Consider the following 17248-nt stretch of genomic DNA (forward strand, 5'->3'; position numbering starts at 1 on the left):
TTGAAATAGTTAAAGGGTATGTTTATGTTTAAAGTAATCAAACGGTTGCTATTGGTTGTTGTGGTTTTAGCACTCGCCAGTACTGCAATTGTTTACGGCGTTTTGACCTTAAGTTTGCCAGCCCTTGATGGTAAAGGCCGAAGCGATGCGGTAACACAGCCCGTTAAAGTCGCTCGTGATACGCTTGGCCAAGCCGTTATTACTGCAACTACTCGTCATGACGCTGCCTATGGCTTAGGGTATGCGCATGGGCAAGACCGCTTTTTTCAAATGGATTTATTACGTCGTAATGCGGCCGGTGAGCTAAGCGAACTATTTGGTGAAGCCGCGCTTGGGCTTGATAAAAAAATGCGTTTTCACCAATTACGTAAACGCAGCCAAGCTATTTTAAAAACCCTCCCGAAGGCCGACAAACAGCTGCTACGCAGTTATGCCCAAGGTGTAAATGAAGGCCTTGCACAAGTAGGGTACCCAAGTTTTGAATATTTAATCACAGGGGCCGAGCAAAAGCCTTGGCAAAGTGAAGACAGTTTATTAGTTATTTTTAGCATGTACCTTGATTTACAGTCATCTACATTTGAGCGCGACCAAGCTTTAATTCAAATAGAGCAGCAGTACGGTGCTGAAATGGTAAGTTTTTTAACTCAGCCTAGCCAATATCAAGCCGCATTGGATGGCAGTCAGCTCGCTCTTTTGAATAACCCAATCCCCGAGCTTTTATCGCAACCAATCACCGCGATTAAACCCATTACCGCTAACTTAGAAGTGGGTAGTAATAATTGGGCGGTCACCTCAAATTTAACCAACACTCAGGCTGCGATGCTCTCTGATGATATGCATTTATCAATGGCTGTGCCGGTTATTTGGTATCGAGCCCAATTAAACTATTCATTAAATAATAAACCCATGCAGGTAACGGGTGTCTCGCTTCCGGGAGCGCCGGCGATTGTAGTAGGCACAAATAACAACGTTGCATGGGGGTTTACCAACGGGTATTTAGATACCGCCGATTGGATTGCGCTTAATAGCGATAGCAAAATGTGGCAAGTAGATGAGCCTATTGCATTACCCAGTGGCAAAGTAGAAAGTTACTCTCTTACGCTCAGTGAATACGGTCCGGTAAAATACATTAATGAAAAGCCTTATGCACTGAGCTGGGCTGCACATCAACCATACGCCGTTAATATGCAGCTATTACAGCTTGAGCAAGCACAGAGTGTTGATGATGCGCTTGATATTGCAAGTGACGTAGGCATTCCTGTGCAAAACCTGCTGGTGGTCGATGACCAAGGAAATGCAGCATGGAAAAATATGGGCGGCATACCTGCGCGAACAACACCTAGTGAATTAGCCGTAAAAGAAGAAGATTACTCCGCGCTTTGGCAGCAAAACGAAATCGATCGACCTTTTATTAAAAATCCTGAAAACGGGCGATTGTGGACAGGTAATTCTCGAGTGGTATCTGCTGATGATAACGTCCGTTTTGGTAATGGCGGCTATGCGCTTGGAGCACGTGCAACGCAAATTCGCGATAGGTTATTTGAAAAACAACGCTTTAATGAAAGTGATTTTTATCAGTTGCAGTTAGATAACCAAGCACGATTTTTAATGCCTTGGCATGCCTTATTGCTTGAGCAGTTAAAAAAGCAGCCCACGCGCTATAAAGATCATATAAATGCCCTCGAAAACTGGCAGCAATGCGCTTGCCCGCAATCAATAGGGTATACCTTAGTAAAGACGTATCGTGATGAACTGATTAATATTTTATTTAGCAGTATTGAGACAACACTCAACCAGCAAGATGGCACATTAAAATATGTGAAACGTGATTTAGAGCCTGCTGTTTGGCAGTTAATAAAGGCTCAGCCAACAAGTTGGGTTAACCCGCAATTTACGAATTGGGAGCAGCAATTACAGGCAGCTTTTGAGCAAACTCTCGCGCAGTTAACAGCAAAGTTTGGTAATAACATTCAAAACTGGCAATGGGGTAAAGTAAACGAATTAGCGATTGAACACCCATTTGCTAAACAAATACCTCTATTGAGTAAGCTACTAAATATGCCTACCGCTCCAGGCTTTGGTGATAGCTATATGCCTGCCGTACAAAAAACCAGTTTTGGCGCATCGCAGCGATTTATTGCCCAGCCTGGATATTTAGAAAGTGCCATTTTAACAGTGCCTGGAGGGCAATCAGGGCACCCGCTTTCTGAGTTTTATCGAGCCGGTTTTGATGAATATGTAGAAGGAAAGCACACCCCATTGTTACCGCAAACATTCATGCATCAAATTGAAATAGTGCCTATCAACGACTAGCTTTGGATGCAGAGTGAGCTAAATAAGTTGCTATCACGTTTTATAACCATGATTATTAATTATAGGGTTACAACAATGAAAAAATTACTACCGGCATTAATCACCAGTTTACTACTAAGCAACTACGCGGCGGCGGATGACAACCCAGTTACAGCTAAGCAACTGAGCGAGCATGTATACGTCCTATACGGACAAGGTGGCAACATTGCAGCCAGCGTAGGGGATGATGGCATATATATCATTGATGATCAGTTTGCCAAACTCTCAGACGATATTAAAAAAACCATTAGCGACTTAAAGCCAGGCAGTGCAGAGTTTGTAATTAACACTCATCATCATGGCGATCACACCGGTGGTAACGAAAACTTTGCTAAAGCCGGAGCCCATGTTATTGCCCACAATAATGTACATAAACGCCTAAAAGAAAAACATGGCGAAGGGTCGGATTACCTACCACGAATTAGTTTTGGTGATGATTTAACACTGCACTTTAATAATGAGCAAGCGCATGTTGTGCATTATCAACATGCCCATACCGATGGCGATGCGGTGATTTTTTTCAATAATGATAATATTGTGCACATGGGCGATATTTACTTTAACTTTGGCAGCCTGCCGTTTGTTGATGTAGACAGCGGGGGTAGCGTTGATGGTGTTTTAGCGGCGGTTGATGATGTGATTAATCAGATTGATGATAAAACCCAAGTTATTCCAGGGCATGGCCCGCTAAGTGACCGTTCAGGACTGATCACGTATCGTAAGCTGGTGCAAAAAGCGAAAGATGTTATGCTAAAAGCAATGCAAAATGACGCCAGTTTAGAGCAGGTACTTAAAGCAGATCCATTGTCAGAACTTGGCCTTGAATATGCTAATTGGTTACCTAAAGAGCGGGTAACCACACTTTTTTATCGCAGTTTAAAGTAGCGCAAAGCGCGAATAAAAACGCATAAACCTAATAAAGCTGAGCATGTGTTCAGCTTTTTTGATTCTTACATGCCCCAAGGAGTTGCGTATGTCGGCAGAAAAAACCCATCTTGAAATTTGTAACTTAACCCGAGAACAATACCCACAAATTAAAACCTTGATGGACGAAGCTTACCCCGACCTAGGCGGAGCATGGCCAAGCCATACTATTTTTAGACTCATCGATCAGTTCCCTGAAGGGCAAATCGGTATTGTGGATGACGGCGTGCTGGTGGGTTTAGCGCTGAGTGTACAGGTAGATTATGCGCGTTTTTCAAACCCGCATACCTATGAAGATATTGCCGATGGCCACGACCGTGTATTTAGCGATACCACAGGAGATGCTTTATACGGCTTGGATGTTGCCATTAGTGAGCAATACCGAGGCATGCGTTTAGGGCGCCGTTTATATGATGCGCGAAAAGAATTGTGTCGCCAGTATAACTTACGCGCTATTTTAGCGGGTGGCCGCATTCCGCGTTATTACAATCACAGCAGTGAAATGACCCCGATGGAATACATTGCAAAGGTCGATCAAAAAGAGCTGTATGACCCTATACTCAGTTTTCAATTAGCCAATGACTTTCAGGTTAAACGATTATTAAAAAAATACTTACCTGAAGATCAGGAGTCGGTCGGTTATGCCACATTACTTGAGTGGAATAACATTATGTATGAGCCAACCGACACCGTTATTGAGTCAACTAAATCAATCGTGCGCGTAGGAGCTGTGCAATGGCAAATGCGCTGTGTTGAATCGGTTGAAGAAATGCTTAAGCAAGTTGAATACTTTGTTGATACGGTATCTGATTACAAAAGCGATTTTATTTTATTCCCTGAGTTTTTTAATGCGCCACTGATGGGATTAACCGAACAAAGTAACCAAACCGAGGCAATTCGGTATTTAGCCGAATACACTGAGACTTTTAAAAACGCCATGTCGCGTATGGCGATAGAATACAACGCCAACATTATTACCGGCTCAATGCCGCTTGCCGAAGACGATAAAATATATAACGTTAGTTATTTATGCCATCGCAGCGGTAAAATAGACGAGCAACGTAAAATTCATATTACCCCGCATGAACAAAATGATTGGGTGATCCAAGGCGGTGATAAAATTGCTGTATTCGATACAGATGCAGGCCGTGTAGGTATTCAAATTTGTTACGATGTCGAATTTCCTGAGTTGTCACGTATTTTGGCCACCCAAGGTTTGGATATTTTATTTGTGCCATTTTGGACTGACACTAAAAACAGTTACTTGCGTGTACGCCATTGTGCCCAAGCACGTGCCATTGAAAACGAATGTTATGTGGTTATTGCAGGCTCTGTGGGTAACTTACCTGAAGTAGAAAGCTTAGATGTGCAGTTTTCGCAGTCGGCGGTACTAACCCCATCGGACTTTTCATTTCCGCACGATGCCACACTAAATGAAGCCACCACCAATACAGAAATGTTATTATTTAGCGACTTAGATATGGATAAGTTAAAAATTCTACACAGTGAAGGGACAGTGCGTAATTTAAAAGACCGCCGTCACGATTTGTATGAAGTGATATTGAAAAAGAGAGATATTTAATGGCGTGGATGTATTTAATTATTGCTGGGTTACTTGAGATTGGCTGGCCTATAGGGTTAAAAATTTCTCAAACCCCTGAAACTCGTTGGCAAGGCATTGCAATTGCAATCGCGTTTATGGTCGCAAGTGGCTTTATGCTTTGGTTAGCGCAAAAGCAAATCTCTATGGGGACTTCTTATGCGGTATGGACGGGTATTGGCGCAGCAGGTACGTTTTTAGTGGGTATATTATTTTACGGTGATGCCGCCACGTTTGGTCGTATTGCTGGTGTGTTAATGATTATTTGTGGTGTGATCACCCTAAAAATTAGTCATTAGTCATTAGTCATTAGTTATTAAAAAATAAGCGCAGGTTGATACCTGCGCTTTTTTAGCTGCTCGGCAGCATTACCAATATTGCAGCCACTGCAATCAATAATAGCCCAGCGCTATCTTGGCGTTTTAGCGGTTGTTTTAGCCATAAAATAGAGATTAACATCGTAAAAAATACTTCTATCTGGCCGAGCGTTTTTACATAGGCAACATGTTGCAAGCTCATTGCGCTAAACCAACCTATTGATCCCAAGCAACTAAATATACTCACCGTACAAGTCATGCCCTTATGCTGAAACATAGTTTTAAATGTATCGCGTTCCTTTAAGGCAATATAAATACACAGCATTAGTGTTTGTAAACTAATAACAAGCAATAAAACCCACGCGGGTGCATAAGGAAAAGCTATACCTGAGCTTAAACTTGCTTCGCGGATCCATGACGATGACAACGCAAACGAAGTACCGCAAGCAAGCCCTGTTAAGGCGGTTTTTAAGCTAAAGTGTTTCACATTGGCGATACCGCTTAATAGCAATACCGCAATTGCACCAATAAACACGCCAAACCAACCAAGTAATGAAAGCGTTGAGCCAAAAAACAGCAACCCGAGTATGGCCGCCATAAGCGCTTCACTTTTAGCTAGCCCGGCGCCTACAGCAAAATTATTCATTTTAAATAATTTAACCATGAGTCCCGTGGCAATAATTTGCACTATGCTGGCACCAATAATGTAGCTAATAAATAAAGGGTTAAATGAAGGAAAGGGAGCATTTTGGTAATAATAAAGCGCATATAAATACAGCCCAGCAATAGGGCTTGCCACAATAAAGCGGGCTAATGTAACGCCAGCAATGCTCACATGAGTGCTTAATTTACTTTGCAGAGCGTTACGCCATGACTGCATAAATGCGGCAAAAATAGTCAGTAAAATCCAAATCATCTTAAACAACATACAATAAGTGGAGGAGTAATTTAGCAGTACTCTGGCATTAAAGCGACCATCAAAAAGGCATAATGAATATTCATCACCTGCGACAATTTGCCACAGTGACGCACTGCTTAAATCGGCTATAGTGTGAGGGGTGTTACTGCTAGCCGCCAGAGCTCAGGTTATTTATATTTGGCGGCTTTTTTCTATTTGCTGTGTTATTTTGGGTCATAAATAATAACTTGAGAATTATAATGACGACTTTATTGGTTTGCGCCTTAATGGCAGTGACTATGCCTTATGTTGCGAGAATCCCAGCTATTATAGAAATGAATAAGCTCGGTGGTTACGATAATAAACATCCGCGGCAACAACAAACACAACTTACAGGACTCGGAGCACGGGCGCTGGCTGCTCATCAAAACTGTTTGAATCGTTAGCAGTTTTTGCCGTTGCTTTGGCTGCTGTATTAGGCACAAACAATGTTAATGCCGTAACCGAAACTTTAGCGATGACGCATATTGTAGCGCGTATTTTATTTTGTACTTTTTATTATTTAAACCTCGATATTATTCGCTCGATCACTTGGCTGGTGGGAATAGGCACCGCTATTGGCATGATCGCCGTCAGTTTATAACGAGAATAAGCAAAAACCACAAAGCAAGCAGCCTAAAAGGGTGCTTGCTTTATAGTCTTAAGCACCTATTCCCATTAATGCGATATGTTAACTCGCTCTATTAAATCACTTTTTTTAACTGTACTGTTGAGTGCAAAATCAAGTTGTATTAGTACGTTTTGTTGTCCCATTGATGAAGGTGTATATTGCCATTGCATCAGTGCTCTTTTTGCTTCTTTGTTAAAGACTGCTTCTGGTTCAGCTTTTACAACAGTAATGTTAGCTGTTTTGCCTGCTGGGGTTATGTCGTATTTTAATACCACTGAACCGCTAATGCCTTGTTCCGCCGCTTGTTTTGGGTAAAGCGGTTCGATTCGCATTACGGGAGCGATAGATGTTTCTTTTTTAGCTGATGCTTCAGGTTGCTTTGCTACAGCTAAGCCGCTGAGCAAGCTCGCAGCGATAAGTAACACGCTTCCTTTTGCTAGGCGCGAATGTGCGCCGTTATGTTTGATATTAGTAAGTCGTTGTAACATGGTTTTTTTATCTCCGTAGTGTGAATAAGCCATCAGACCCGCTGGCGCATTGGCAGCGCAGTTTATTAAGGCTTTGCTGTATAAAATTTGTTGCTGTGTGGTTTTATTGCTTAGTACCCGTTCATCACAAGTTAGCTCCTGCAAACGTCTACAGCTTGCGTAAGCCATCCAAGCCAGAGGGTTAAACCACAATAAAATTGTAGCCAGTAATAGCAGCACATTTATAAGGTTGTCTTTGCGCTTTATATGCACGTTTTCGTGCTCTAGAATAAGCGCCAGAGTAGTATTATCAAACTGAGTATTATAATTGTGCGGCAATACCAGTTTGCTATTAAAAACACCAATGACCATGGGCGTAGCCACCTGAGCACTGGTATAAGTTTTTACTCCGGTTATTACCTGCTTAAAGTTCGCTAATTCAGTGAGCTGTAGGCCTTTAACAAATCGGGTATGGGTAACAACAGCGGCAATTAATAAGACCGTGGTAATAATGACATACAGTAGCGCCCAACTAACACTCAAGCTGTTTGTAAGTGATTGATTAGGCGTGATTAAATGGTAACTAATGCCGCTATTTTGCAGTGGCTTAATTGCACTAGGTAAATTAGCCAACAGAACTGATACAGGTATTAACCAAGCTAATTTATACACAAAGCGTGAACCAAGGGTTTTTAAGCCAAAGCGCTCCAGTAAAACAAACCCTGCAAACAACAGACTTAATAATAGCTGCTGCTCAATGAGCCAATTAAATCCTATTTGAATCGCCATGCTAACTCCTTACTTTTGATTCTTTTCCCAGTCATCAATGACTTTTTTAAGCTCGTTTATATCTTGCTGAGAGAGTTGCTCCGATTTAGCGAAGCCACTTACCAAAGGGGCAATACGACCACTAAAAAAGCGCTCTATGAAGTTCTTACTCTCTTTTAAAGTATAATCAGCACGGGCAATACATGGCGTATAAATATATTGGCGGCCGTCTTTTTCAAAGCTAAGCGCGCCTTTTTTTACTAAACGACCCAATAAGGTTTTAATGGTTTTTTCGTGCCATTGTTTATCGTCACTTAAACGCTCAATAATTTGGCTGGCTGTGGCGGGGTAGTTAATCCAGAGTGCATCCAGCACTTCAAATTCTGCTTTTGATAATTCGATCATTTTATTGCCTACAAGTGTAATCTTTTATTTAAGACTACACCTGTAATCTATTTTTGCAAGTTTATTTTTTGTTTTTTAATCACGCTAAAGGAAGGGGATTAATGTGAGCTTATTGGCTTAAAATATCGTTTTTGTTAATTTTTATAAAGTGGTTTTCTGGGAGGTTTAAATTATCTAATAATAATTCACTGATCTGTACGCGGTATAAATCAATGACTGTGTAGCCACAGTAATGCGCCATTTTACGTATTTGCCTGTTGAGCCCTTGTTTTAAAACAATACTAAATTGATTACTCGCTATTTTAACTGCTTCACAAGGTCGTGTTATTTGCTTATCAACGGGGACGCCTGCTGCCATTTTTTCACAAAAATGCGCGTCTAATGGTTTATTCACAGTGACTAAGTAGCGTTTGGGTTGATGAAAGTCTGGATGAATCAGTTGATTACAAAAGTCTCCGTCGTTGGTCAAGATAATTAAACCACGAGAATCTTTATCAAGGCGGCCAATAGGGTAAACACGGGTAAGTTGAGGCAGGTGATGGATAAGGCTGCTGGGGTCGTGATGATTGAGTTTACAGTCAATCCCTACCGGTTTGTGATAGGCAAAGTACACTAAATCGGCTGGGCCTTTAATGGCGTGGCCATTAACGATAACACGGTCGTTTTCGTCCACATGATCAATATGATTAGCGGGGCGATTATTAACGATGACAACGCCTTCATCAATCAAGCGCGACGCTTGTTTTCGTGAGCAAATACCGGCATGAGCAATGTATTTAGCAAGTCGAATTTTTGTATCCATAATGCCGTGTAATTAAAAAATATTGATCGCGATTATAGCAAAGCTGCGTATTGATTACTTGGACAGTTAATTTAACAGTAGGTAGGTTACTATGGGTATTCAATTTTCAGAACTAAAAAAGCATCAGCCATTACAAAAAGTGGTTGTTCATTCACTGGAAATGGCCTTGTACCAAGTGTCTGTTGTCATTAATAATGTTGAATACTATGTACAAGAAAGTAATGGTGAATTTGTGAAGGCACTAAGCCCATTACATATTCAAAAACGCTTTGAAGATATCGCCTATGCACAAATGATGCTAAGGCACACCAGTGCTTATGATGAAATGTGTGGTCAACCGGAAAAAATTTCCAGTAATATGCTCGAAGTGCCCTTTGGGCAAAACAACCTGTTTTAATATCAGGTATTTGCTAATATAGGTCTATTTGGAATCATCCAATGTACCTATTACATCCCGATAATTCTGAGCAATTAAATCAAGCACTGCGCGCGCACATGCTTGAGTTTAATGCTCAGCACTTCGACGCACAGCGTCAACCTCTTGGCTTTAAATATCTCGATAAACAAGGTGAGTTAGTTGCAGGCATAAGCGGTCATGTGTTTGGTAACTGGTTGCTAATAAGCTGGTTATGGTGCGATGAATCGGTACGAGGCAATGGCTTGGCTGATTCGTTATTAACATCACTTGAAAATGCAGCAATTGAAATGGGTGCCGTTCAGGCTCAGCTTGACACCTTAGACTTTCAAGCCAAACCTTTTTATGAAAAACGGGGTTACCAAGTTAAATATCAACTTGATTATTACCCACTTAATGGCACTCGTTACTTTATGGAAAAACCGCTAATAGTGGCTGAATAACGCTGATTGGAGCGTTATTTTTTTGCTGTTAATGGCGTACCATCAAAGGTAACACCTAAAAATGGGGTAGCTTCAGGCGCTAACATAAAGGTGCGAATATTCATGTGATCGTCTGCATCTGGGTTGTTTAGCACATCTTCGCGATAAAATGCCCCAAAACAATCTAATGTATTTTGCTTACTAAGACCATTGAGCTTTGCAAATGCAAAAATCTTGCATGAACCGTTATTCTCACTCGCAGAGCTCAACAACCCATGGTTACTAAAGCTGCATGCAGTAAAAGTATAATGCTCATCAATAACGGCCATAGTATCAGCAAAAGCAATGCTTTTAGGCTCATTCGCGAGCGTTGTTAAGTAGTTTGTAAGCGTCATACGCTGTCCTTGTTATTATAAGATATTGTTAAGTAATTACCCCTAACCTATCTTATGATTGATTTATATTCAATTGAGCCAATAAAACAAGCATAGTTTATTTACCAATTAAGTGGGTTAACGCATGAATGTTGGTTATTTCAATATCAGCAAGTCCTTTGTAGGCATAGGCTTGTGCTTGATTATTTAACCACACAGACTGGCAGCCAGCGTTATTAGCACCTTGCACATCGCTATCAAGGCTGTCACCTATGTGTAAAATTTCACTGTTGTTAATACGCAAATGTGTTGCAGCTTGATCAAATAAGGTCGTATGTGGTTTAGCTTTACCGTGCAGGCCAGCTTGCAGCACCAGTTCAAACTTATCTTTTAAATTAAAACGCTCAACCTCTACATTACCGTTAGTAATGGCAATTAATTTGTAGTGCTGGCTTAGTTTATCAAGCAATGTTAGTACGTCTTCGCTCACTTCAATATTACTGCGCGCATCAGCAAATGCTTGATAAGCACTGTGTGCATGATGCTCTACTTCATCGTCTTTAAAACCAAGCTCAGACAAAACTAAGCGTAGGGTATGTTTACGCCACTGAGTGACGTTATCAATGAGTTCAGGTTGGTGTTGAACAACTCGCTCACGGCATTGTTGCCAAAACTGTGGCCCCTGTTTTTTATAGCCTGGCAGCGCATTTAAATAATCAATTTGCGCCTGAACGGCTGCGGTTATGATTGGGCGGTTGTCGTATAAGGTGTCGTCTAAGTCAAAGCTTAGTACAGAAAAAGGAGAAATTGCGCGATTAAATCGGATCATGGTTATTACCCTAATCGGTTCGTTTTTTAGCTCGTGGATGGGTGTTGTCGTACACCTTAGCCAAGTGCTGAAAATCTAAATGAGTATAAACTTGGGTTGCAGATAAACTACTGTGGCCTAATAGCTCCTGTACTGCTCGTAAATCGCCAGACGATTCTAAAATATGCGACGCAAATGAGTGGCGTAATTTATGCGGATGCACTTGTGAGCTTATACCTTGTTTAATGCCCCATTCTTGCATTCGCAAACGGACTTGGCGCACAGAGATACGGTTTTTTTTACTACTTAAAAATACCGCGTGTTCGTCTGCGCCCATAAATAGCGGCCGAACCGCGAGCCATTTCTTTAATGCCTCAAGGGCCTTAGAGCCAACCGGTATTAGCCGTTCTTTTGCACCTTTACCACGTACCAGTATTTCACCATTACGGGCGTTTATATCCTGCATGTTAGCACCAACTAACTCGCTAATGCGCAGACCTGATGAATACATGAGTTCCATCATGGCTTTATCTCGAATGGCAAGTGGATCGTCATCGGGGATTTCGAGTAAACGTGCCATTTGGTCAACATCAAGATTTTTAGGTAAAGGCTTGGCAAATTTAGGGCCTTTTATCCCTTGCGCGGGGTTATGGTAATGCGGTTGCTCAGTAATATTTTTTGCTTTTAAAAACTTATATAAACTTCGAATGCAGCTTAGCTTTAAGCTGATTGTTCTGCCGCTCAGTTGCTTAGCGCGCAGCGCCATGCTGTAACGGCGAATGTGCTCACTTTGTACGGCAAACCAATTGTCGCATAGCTTATTAAAATACAAGGCGGCAAAACCTAATTGGCTAACATATTGATTGACGGTGTGCGCTGAATACTGGCGTTCAAATTTTAAGTAATCACTAAATAATGTAATGGGTGTACGCCAGCTATCGCTTAAGTCGCTAATATTTGGCGTGTCGTCGCTCATGCCAGTTCCAGTAACCGTATTTGTAATGAGCGTACAAAATCTAACACAAATAAGTTATCTTGTGAGGGCTCAAAGTGGTTCTCATCGTGGCTGCCAAAAGCCAAAATTGCGTAGGGGTTAGTGGGTTCGCCAATTAAATACAGGGCGGTCGATTGGGTATCATCGTTAAAGAGTAAGTCGCGCTCTTGCTGATTTACCCGCCCTAAATAATGATTACTATCTGACAATCTATGCTTTACTAAGCCCTCAAACGCGCTGTCGTATCTTACGAGTTTGCACTCATTAATAGTCGGGCTCATGCAAATAATGTTGCGTAAGTTACTTGCCAAAGTATTAAAGTCGTAATTGCTCCAAAGCTGACGATGGCATTGACTGAACAAGCGGTACACGAGTTCATTTTGCGTGGCATGCTTGGTCATCGTCTCGATTTGATGTTTTAACTGAGTATTATGTTCACGTAGTTGACGTTGCTGAATATGTACTAACGAAGTCGCACCCTGAACTTGCTGTTGTAACTCAAGTTGCGCTAATAGCGCAGGTTGATTTATTAAAAAATCAGGGTGCTGTTGTAAGTAATCTATTACTTGCTGTTTAGTTAATTCACTCATAGTGCAACTTGCCCATCAAATACATGTTCAGCGGGGCCTGTCATACGCACAGGGTGGCCTTCGCCACTCCAGCGAACTTGTAAGCTACCGCCGGGTAAATCAACTTGCACTGTGCTGGTGAGCTTGTTTTGAATAAAGCCAATCACCATAGCGGCACACGCACCGGTACCACAAGCAAGTGTTTCGCTTACACCACGTTCCCACACTCTGAGTTTAATGTGTTCTTGAGAAATAACCTGCATAAAGCCAATATTTGCGCGCTGTGGAAAACGTTCATGATTTTCAAGCAACGGGCCAAGGGTACTCACTTGTGCCGTTTCAATGTCGTCTACTTCCATGACGCAATGCGGGTTACCCATAGAAACAGCACCGCTAAAAACGGTATGTTCTTCTGCACGAATAATATAAGTCAGCTCACGTTTGGTTGCTTTAAGCGGGATTTTACTCGGCTCAAAATTAGGGTGTCCCATGTTAACCGTTACTTGGCCGTCTTTTTCAATATACAGGGTGAGGTTACCAGATTTAGTTGAAACGCTAATTTTATGTTTATTGGTTAAGCCTTTCATGCGCACAAAGCGGGCAAAGCAACGGGCGCCGTTACCACATTGTTCTACTTCGTGGCCGTCGGCATTAAAAATCCGATAGTGAAAATCGAGATCGGGTGAGTAAGGGGCTTCAACCATCAGTAATTGGTCAAACCCAATGCCGAAATGGCGATCGGCCAGCTTTTTGATTTGATCACGGGATAAAAAAACGTTTTGTGTAATATTATCAATCACAACAAAGTCGTTACCTAAGCCGTGCATTTTGGAAAAATTAACTAACATAGCGCTCTAATTCGGTTTTGCTCTGCGCTAATCATGCCACAGAGCAGCTAGGTAACAAAAATGTTTATGGTAAAATTTTCTCACCTTGGTACAGGCTCTCGATGGTTTCGCGTTCGCGAATAAGATGATGTTGCTCACCATCTACCATTATTTCGGCAACCCGTGGGCGTGAGTTATAATTTGAACTCATTGTAAAGCCGTATGCTCCAGCGCTTCGCTGCACTAATAAGTCACCTTGTTTGAGTGCTAGAGGGCGGTCTTTACCTAAAAAGTCACCGGTTTCACACACCGGCCCAACCACATCATAGTTGTGGGTAGGTGTTTCGTCATCACGCACCGAGACAGGAATAATTTTTTGCCACGCTTGATAAAGTGATGGGCGCAACATGTCGTTCATACCCGCATCAACAATCGCAAAGTACTTGTCTTGATTTTGCTTAATAAACTCAACCTGAGTCACTAAAATCCCAGCGTTGGCGGCAATAGCTCGCCCTGGTTCAAAAATCAGTTCAAGGTGGCGATAATTAGTAAGGCGCTGTGTTACTTGTGCTGCATACTCACTCGGGTGGGGAGGCTGTTCGTCGTCGTAGGTTACGCCAAGGCCTCCACCAATATCTAAATGGCTTAACTCAATACCTGCATTTTTTAACTCATCAATTAATGCCAGTAGTTTATCAAGCGCCTCTAAAAACGGTTTGGTTTGTGTCAGCTGTGAGCCAATGTGACAATCAACCCCAACTATATTTAAGCCAGGTAACGACGCAGCATGTTGGTACACACTTAACGCGGTTTCGATACCAATGCCAAATTTGTTTTCTTTTAGGCCAGTAGAAATATACGGGTGTGTTTTAGCATCAATATCAGGATTAACACGAATAGAAATTGGCGCGTCTAGATTAAGCTCACACGCTACTTCTGAAATGCGCTCAAGCTCTGAGATTGATTCAACGTTAAAACATTTAATACCTAATTCTAACGCATAAGCAATTTCGTCAGCGGTTTTAGCAACCCCAGAAAACACCACTTTATTGGCTGCGCCTCCCGCTTTGATGACCCGCGCGAGCTCGCCTTTTGAAACAATGTCAAAACCCGCACCAAGTCGCGCCAGTATATTTAATACTGCAATATTTGAATTTGCTTTAACGGCGTAGCACACTAGGCTTTTATGATCTTGAGCTGCATTGGCAAACGCTAAATAATGGCGTTCAAACGTCGCTCTTGAATACACATAACACGGTGTACCATAGTGCTGTGCAATCGTTGCTACGCTGACATCTTCAGCAAATAGTTGGTTGTTTTTATAATTAAAAAAATCCATTTACTGCTCCTGTTTTTGCTCAATAGGTGTTTGCTTGTTGGGGGTGTCTGTTGGCTGATTTTGTTCAGTAGGCTGCTCTGGTAAGTACAGCGGGCCGCTTTGACCACAGCCAGCTAACGCACACAACAAAACGGTGCTGATTAATAGTTGTTTTAATTGTAAGGTATATGTCGCTTTCATTAGATTAATACGGTTGCTGGCTTTATAATCGCAGAGTAACAGAATATCTAAAAAATGCAGCTATTCGCGGATGATTTTATTCCTGTTACACTAGCTGTACAAACATGCACCCATTATTTAGGCGTCTTGCCTGCAAAGGAAATTAACGATGACTGATCACGAATATCACCAGTTAGCAGAAGCTCTTATGTTCACAATTGAAGAACAAGTTGATGATTGTGAAGCAGATTTAGATTATGAATCGGCTCAAGGTATTTTAGAAATTATTTTTCCAGATCGCAGTAAAATTGTGATTAATAAGCAAGCACCGTTGCATCAAGTGTGGGTGGCAACAAAATTTAACGGTCACCATTTTGAAATGCGTGATGGTCAATGGATTGATAACCGCTCAGGCGCAGAGTTTTGGAGTTTCATCAATGAAGCGTCAACACGTCAAGCGGGTCAAGAAATTAAGTGGCAATCATCGCTATGAGTTTAGAGTTTGTTCAATACCCAGCTCAGGGAACGCATAAAGCCACGGTTATTTGGCTACATGGTTTGGGTGATTCTGGTGACGGTTTTGCCCCAGTAGCGCCACAGCTCGATTTACCCAGTGAACTAGGTGTGCGTTTTGTATTTCCGCATGCGCCTATGCAGGCCGTTACTATTAACGGCGGTATGCAGATGCGCTCATGGTATGACATTAAATCGATGGATTTAGACAAACGTGCAGATGAACAAGGGGTTAGGGAGTCTGCAGCAAAAGTTGAGCAATTAATAACGCAAGAAATGGCTAACGGCATACCGGCGAACAAAATTATTTTAGCGGGATTTTCACAAGGTGGCGTCATATCGCTACATTTAGCCCCGCGTTTAGAGCAAAAGCTTGCTGGCGTTATGGCACTATCAACCTATATGTGTGTGCCACATAAATTGGCTGATGAAGCAAAGCAAACACAGCTAAATATATTTATGGCTCATGGGAGCCAAGATGACGTTGTACCGCATAGCGCGGGTAGAAGTGCGTTTGAAGTATTATCAACGCATAACATGGATGTGAGTTGGCAAGAATACCCTATGGGGCATCAGGTTTGTACACAAGAGTTACAAGCTGTGCGCCAATGGTTAATTTCTCGCTTAAGTTAGTTTAGGAGCCGCTGAGGGTCAAAATGAGTCAAAAAATAGTAATAACAGCAAATGTAAAACGTGAACCACAGGTTAGCGAACCCAGCGTGAGCTATGAGTGGCATTGGCGTCGGATTGTGAGTATTTCTATGTTGGTGATTATGACCTCTGCAGCGGTTATTTACGGCCTGTCTAGCGCTGTGAATGCTGATCAAGGGGCGCAGCATCCTAATGAGCAGTTCGATTCTACTGAGCAACAAACAGCAATTGTGTCGTTAAGCGATGATACTGCAGCATCAGCAGAGAGTGAAAACGCAACAGATGCTGATGAGGAGCTGCTGAGCAGTGTCGCAATTGCAGCACCTAAAATCCTTTCCCCAGATGAGCAAAAACCAGCTCCTATTACCGAACAAGTAACATCAGAGCCTGAAGTTCAACAAAGTATTATTGAGCAAGAAGTAGAGCCAACGCTCACTGCTGAGCCTGAAGAAGCAGCCATGGCTGCAACAGATAACCAAACGCCTGAAACCGAAACGGCCAGTGAAAAACCGGCTGAGCAAAAAGTATTTGCTGAATCAGCACAAGTTGCGAGTGTGGCCATTGGTGCCAAAATAGATACAGCTACTATTAGCCGAGCCGTATTGACGCGCAGTGTGAGTAATCGTGAACCAACCAATGTATTTGCCGCCGATGTGCGTTTAAGCCAATTTGAAGAATCATTGTCATTTTTTAGTGAGCTTAAAAACTTACAAGGTCAGCAGGTAAAGCATATTTGGTTATTTGAAGGCGAAGTGATGGCGGAAGTGTCGCTCAAAGTTACTTCTCCGCGCTACCGAACTTACTCAACTAAAAATATTATGGATTCCCAGCTAGGGAATTGGCGCGTTGATGTGGTTGATGAGCGAGGCTTACTCATTGCGCAAAAAGAATTTAGAATTTTAGCTGATTAAATCGCCCTCAGATAGAACAGGTTTTAATCCTGGAAGGTCAACAGACCCCAGTAATTATTAATG

20 protein-coding genes and 1 pseudogene are annotated in these 17248 nt (G+C 42.1%); 10 read left to right on the forward strand and 11 right to left on the reverse strand.

Translation table 11 applies throughout. The features are described from left to right. Positions 1-24: 24 nt before the first annotated feature. From L641_RS0111590 to L641_RS0111605, 4 genes are all read left to right on the forward strand, one after another. Complete coding sequence (locus tag L641_RS0111590) at positions 25-2313, forward strand: penicillin acylase family protein (RefSeq protein WP_024601974.1); 2289 nt, start codon at positions 25-27, stop codon at positions 2311-2313. A 75-nt stretch (positions 2314-2388) separates the two neighbouring features. Then, positions 2389-3237, forward strand: coding sequence for an MBL fold metallo-hydrolase (locus L641_RS0111595; protein WP_024601975.1), 849 nt, complete (start codon positions 2389-2391; stop codon positions 3235-3237). Between the two features lie 88 nt (positions 3238-3325). Beyond that, on the forward strand, positions 3326-4858 hold the full coding sequence (locus tag L641_RS0111600; protein ID WP_010392609.1) for a bifunctional GNAT family N-acetyltransferase/carbon-nitrogen hydrolase family protein: 1533 nt from the start codon (positions 3326-3328) through the stop codon (positions 4856-4858). Continuing rightward, positions 4858-5175: a multidrug efflux SMR transporter gene (locus tag L641_RS0111605; RefSeq protein ID WP_010392612.1), complete on the forward strand. Its 318-nt coding sequence runs from the start codon at positions 4858-4860 to the stop codon at positions 5173-5175. Before L641_RS0111600 ends, L641_RS0111605 begins: the two co-directional genes overlap by 1 nt. A 52-nt stretch (positions 5176-5227) precedes the next feature. Here L641_RS0111605 and L641_RS0111610 read toward each other — a convergent pair whose 3' ends face one another. Beyond that, positions 5228-6109 (reverse strand): DMT family transporter, encoded by an 882-nt coding sequence (locus L641_RS0111610; RefSeq protein ID WP_024601976.1) that lies wholly within the window; start codon positions 6107-6109, stop codon positions 5228-5230. A 242-nt stretch (positions 6110-6351) separates the two neighbouring features. On the opposite strand from L641_RS0111610, the pseudogene L641_RS22320 reads away from it, so the two are divergent. Then, a pseudogene (locus L641_RS22320) lies at positions 6352-6734 on the forward strand (MAPEG family protein). 74 nt (positions 6735-6808) lie between these two features. Here L641_RS22320 and L641_RS0111620 read toward each other — a convergent pair. The 3 genes from L641_RS0111620 to L641_RS0111630 form a co-directional block, all read right to left on the reverse strand. Further along, a complete protein-coding gene (locus L641_RS0111620; RefSeq protein WP_024601977.1) occupies positions 6809-8017 on the reverse strand; it encodes a M56 family metallopeptidase in 1209 nt (402 codons plus the stop codon). A 9-nt stretch (positions 8018-8026) separates the two neighbouring features. After that, complete coding sequence (locus L641_RS0111625; protein WP_016900222.1) at positions 8027-8401, reverse strand: BlaI/MecI/CopY family transcriptional regulator; 375 nt, start codon at positions 8399-8401, stop codon at positions 8027-8029. 109 nt (positions 8402-8510) lie between these two features. After that, entirely contained in the window at positions 8511-9203 is a 693-nt protein-coding gene (locus L641_RS0111630; RefSeq protein ID WP_024601978.1) for a pseudouridine synthase, read from the reverse strand. Between the two features lie 91 nt (positions 9204-9294). Here L641_RS0111630 and L641_RS0111635 point away from each other — a divergent pair, with 91 nt between their 5' ends. Both L641_RS0111635 and L641_RS0111640 read left to right on the forward strand, forming a co-directional pair. After that, complete coding sequence (locus L641_RS0111635) at positions 9295-9600, forward strand: DUF6482 family protein (RefSeq protein WP_013463720.1); 306 nt, start codon at positions 9295-9297, stop codon at positions 9598-9600. Between the two features lie 41 nt (positions 9601-9641). Continuing rightward, positions 9642-10061 carry a GNAT family N-acetyltransferase gene (locus L641_RS0111640; RefSeq protein ID WP_024601979.1) on the forward strand — a complete coding sequence of 140 codons (420 nt, stop codon included), beginning with the start codon at positions 9642-9644 and terminating at the stop codon, positions 10059-10061. Between the two features lie 14 nt (positions 10062-10075). On the opposite strand, the gene L641_RS0111645 is transcribed toward L641_RS0111640, so the two are convergent. From L641_RS0111645 to L641_RS0111675, 7 genes are all read right to left on the reverse strand, one after another. Beyond that, on the reverse strand, positions 10076-10435 hold the full coding sequence (locus L641_RS0111645) for a HopJ type III effector protein (protein WP_024601980.1): 360 nt from the start codon (positions 10433-10435) through the stop codon (positions 10076-10078). A gap of 97 nt (positions 10436-10532) precedes the next feature. After that, positions 10533-11243: an HAD-IA family hydrolase gene (locus tag L641_RS0111650; protein WP_013463723.1), complete on the reverse strand. Its 711-nt coding sequence runs from the start codon at positions 11241-11243 to the stop codon at positions 10533-10535. A gap of 10 nt (positions 11244-11253) precedes the next feature. Further along, on the reverse strand, positions 11254-12198 hold the full coding sequence (locus L641_RS0111655) for a tyrosine recombinase XerC (RefSeq protein ID WP_013463724.1): 945 nt from the start codon (positions 12196-12198) through the stop codon (positions 11254-11256). Next, the gene (locus tag L641_RS0111660; RefSeq protein WP_024601981.1) at positions 12195-12806 is read right to left on the reverse strand and encodes a DUF484 family protein; all 612 of its coding nucleotides are present in this window, start codon (positions 12804-12806) and stop codon (positions 12195-12197) included. Before L641_RS0111660 ends, L641_RS0111655 begins: the two co-directional genes overlap by 4 nt. Then, positions 12803-13633 (reverse strand): diaminopimelate epimerase, encoded by an 831-nt coding sequence (dapF, locus tag L641_RS0111665; RefSeq protein WP_013463726.1) that lies wholly within the window; start codon positions 13631-13633, stop codon positions 12803-12805. Before dapF ends, L641_RS0111660 begins: the two co-directional genes overlap by 4 nt. A gap of 64 nt (positions 13634-13697) precedes the next feature. Continuing rightward, a complete protein-coding gene (lysA, locus tag L641_RS0111670; protein WP_024601982.1) occupies positions 13698-14951 on the reverse strand; it encodes a diaminopimelate decarboxylase in 1254 nt (417 codons plus the stop codon). After that, the gene (locus L641_RS0111675) at positions 14952-15131 is read right to left on the reverse strand and encodes a lipoprotein (RefSeq protein WP_013463728.1); all 180 of its coding nucleotides are present in this window, start codon (positions 15129-15131) and stop codon (positions 14952-14954) included. A 148-nt stretch (positions 15132-15279) separates the two neighbouring features. On the opposite strand from L641_RS0111675, the gene cyaY reads away from it, so the two are divergent. From cyaY to L641_RS0111690, 3 genes are read left to right on the forward strand one after another with little or no spacing between them, the layout of a single operon-like run. Beyond that, positions 15280-15603, forward strand: coding sequence for an iron donor protein CyaY (gene cyaY, locus L641_RS0111680; protein ID WP_013463729.1), 324 nt, complete (start codon positions 15280-15282; stop codon positions 15601-15603). Continuing rightward, entirely contained in the window at positions 15600-16256 is a 657-nt protein-coding gene (locus tag L641_RS0111685; protein ID WP_024601983.1) for a dienelactone hydrolase family protein, read from the forward strand. Before cyaY ends, L641_RS0111685 begins: the two co-directional genes overlap by 4 nt. A gap of 23 nt (positions 16257-16279) precedes the next feature. Next, positions 16280-17185: a DUF2914 domain-containing protein gene (locus tag L641_RS0111690; protein WP_016900215.1), complete on the forward strand. Its 906-nt coding sequence runs from the start codon at positions 16280-16282 to the stop codon at positions 17183-17185. Positions 17186-17248 lie beyond the last annotated feature (63 nt).

It is taken from the genome of Pseudoalteromonas sp. TB41 (assembly GCF_000497975.1).
Lineage (GTDB): Bacteria > Pseudomonadota > Gammaproteobacteria > Enterobacterales > Alteromonadaceae > Pseudoalteromonas > Pseudoalteromonas tetraodonis.